The sequence below is a fragment of the Methylibium sp. genome, from assembly GCF_013817365.1.
In the GTDB taxonomy this organism is placed as follows: domain Bacteria; phylum Pseudomonadota; class Gammaproteobacteria; order Burkholderiales; family Burkholderiaceae_C; genus Methylibium.
Genome location: NZ_JACDCU010000527.1, coordinates 1 through 2,494, shown reverse-complemented (window position 1 = coordinate 2,494; position 2,494 = coordinate 1). Strand labels below are relative to the sequence as shown.

Genomic DNA, 2,494 nt, shown 5'->3' with positions numbered 1-2,494 from the left:
CGAGTTGGTGGGGCTCTCTCGCCTGGGCTCCAACCCGCTGGGAGCGCTGAGGGAGAATATCCCCGGCTACCGGCTGCTGCGAGACGACGAGCCCTTCGTCGCGCCGGCCCTGGCGATTCCTTGAACCAGGCCATGCCTTCCATCCTTTCTTTCACACACGCGCTGCGGCGCGGCGCCTTTGCGGCCGGCCTGTTCGGCGTCGGACTCGTGCTTGGCGCTGCGGCCGTCGCGCAGCCCGTGCAAGGCGAGCGCAGCGCGGCGCGCTCTGCCGACTACATCGTCGCTGTCGTCGATCAGGAACTGGTGACCAACGGCGAGGTGCAACAGCGCGTGGCCGCGGTGCGGCGCGACGCCGCGCAGAGCGGCGCCCGCCTGCCGGCCGACGACGAGCTGCGCCGCCAGGTGCTCGAGGCCATGATCAACGAGCGTGCCCAGCTCACGCATGCACGCGACAGCGGCATGCGCATCGACGAAGCCGAACTCGACCGCACCGTGGCCAACGTCGCGGCGCAAAACCGCATCGAGCTGGCCCAACTGCGCGAGCGGCTGCGCAGCGAGGGCATCGACTTCACGCGCTTTCGCAATACCCTGCGCGACCAGATGCTGCTGGAGCGTGTGCGCGAGCGCGAGGTCAATTCGCGTATCCGCATCAGCGAGGCCGAGATCGACGCCCTGCTGGCCTCGCGCGCCAGTGGCGCGGCGCCGCCCGAGTACAACGTCGCTCAGCTGTTGATCGGCGTGCCGGAAGGCGCCGGCGAGGCCCAGGTCGCGGAGCGCCGCCGGGTGGCCGAGCAGGCGCTGACGCGCGCGCGTGACGGAGAAGATTTCACCCAGCTGGTGAACGAGCTGTCGACGGGTCCCAAAGAGCAGGGCGGTGCGCTCGGCCTGCGCCCCGCCGACCGCCTGCCCGAACTGTTCGTCGCCGCCGTGGCGCCGCTGCGCGCCGGCCAGACGGCGCCGCAGGTGCTGCGCTCCGGGGCCGGCTTTCACGTGCTCAAGCTGCTCGAGCGCCGCGACGGCGGCATGCGTGTCACGCAGACGCGGGCTCGTCACATCCTGCTGCGTCCGTCTTCGCAGCTCAGCGAGAGTGCGGCTATCGAGCGGCTGGCGGAGTTCAAGCAGCAGGTCGCGGCGGGTGCAGTGCGCTTCGAGCAACTCGCCCGTCAGAACTCGGAGGACGGCAGTGCCGCACAAGGCGGCGAGCTCGGCTGGGCTTCGCCCGGACAGTTCGTGCCGGAGTTCGAGGACGCGATGAAGTCGCTGCAGCCCGAGCAGATCTCCGAGCCGGTGGTCTCACGCTTCGGCGTGCACCTGATACAGGTTCTGGAGCGGCGCACGCAGGCGGTCGATCGCAAGCAGCAACGCCAAATCGCTCGCAACCTGCTGCGCGAGCGCAAGTTCGAGGCTGCCTACCTCGAATGGTCACGCGAGGTGCGAGCGCGCGCCTATGTGGAGATGCGCGAGCCGCCGCAATGACGGTGGCTCCGACGGCGGCGGCGACGACGCGTGAGCTCCGGTCGCCGTGACGCTCGCGCCGGCGGCTTCCAGCCCATGCCGGCCCCGCCTGCGCAGCCCGTGAAGCACATTGCCCGCAAGCGCTTCGGTCAGCACTTCCTGACCGACCGCGCGGTGATCGACCGCATCGTTGAACTGATCGCGCCGAAGCCGGGCGAGGCGCTGGTCGAGATCGGCCCCGGCCTGGGCGCGATGACCGACCCCCTCGTGGCGCGCAGCGAGCGCCTCACCGTCATCGAACTCGACCGCGATCTGGCGGCGCACTTGCGTCGGCGAGGCGAATTGCAGGTCATCGAGGCCGATGTGCTGAGCGTGGACTTCCCGGCGCTGGCACAGGCCGCCGGCGCGAAGCTGCGAGTGGTCGGCAACCTGCCCTACAACATCTCCACCCCGATTCTGTTTCACCTGCTGCCGGCCGCTGGGCAGGTCGAAGACCAGCACTTCATGCTGCAAAAGGAAGTGGTGTCACGCATGGCCGCTGCCCCGGGCGGGAAGGACTACGGCCGGCTTTCGGTGATGCTGCAGTGGCGCTACCACATCGAAGCGGTGCTCGAGGTGCCGCCCGATGCCTTCGAGCCGCCGCCGCGTGTGCATTCGGCCGTGGTGCGCATGCAGCCGTTCGCGCAGCCGCCGGCGGTGGGCGCCGCGTTGCTCGGCGAACTGGTGCAGGTGGCCTTCTCGCAGCGCCGCAAGCTGCTGCGCCACACCCTGGGGCGCTGGCTGGAGGCGCGCGGCTTTGCCGGTCGCTTCGACGTTCAGCGCCGGGCCGAAGAGGTGCCGGTGTCGCAGTACGTGGCGCTGGCGCTGGCACTGGCCGCCGGTCGAGGCTGACGGACTTGTCTTGCGGAAAATTGCGCACAAAGAAAACGGGCCCCGCAGGGCCCGTTCTTACGTATGCAGGCAACGGCTCAAGCCGCGACCAGCCACCCGGCGGTGTCGAACGCGCTGCTCATCGGCGGCAAATGAACCGTGATGATGC

2 protein-coding genes are annotated in these 2,494 nt (G+C 69.8%); both read left to right on the top strand.

What is annotated here, in order from left to right:
- Positions 1-132 precede the first annotated feature (132 nt).
- Entirely contained in the window at positions 133-1,476 is a 1,344-nt protein-coding gene (locus tag H0W38_RS20845) for a peptidylprolyl isomerase (RefSeq protein ID WP_292457791.1), read from the top strand.
- 99 nt (positions 1,477-1,575) lie between these two features.
- The gene (gene rsmA, locus H0W38_RS20840; RefSeq protein WP_292457788.1) at positions 1,576-2,346 is read left to right on the top strand and encodes a 16S rRNA (adenine(1518)-N(6)/adenine(1519)-N(6))-dimethyltransferase RsmA; all 771 of its coding nucleotides are present in this window, start codon (positions 1,576-1,578) and stop codon (positions 2,344-2,346) included.
- The last annotated feature ends 148 nt before the right edge of the window (positions 2,347-2,494 follow it).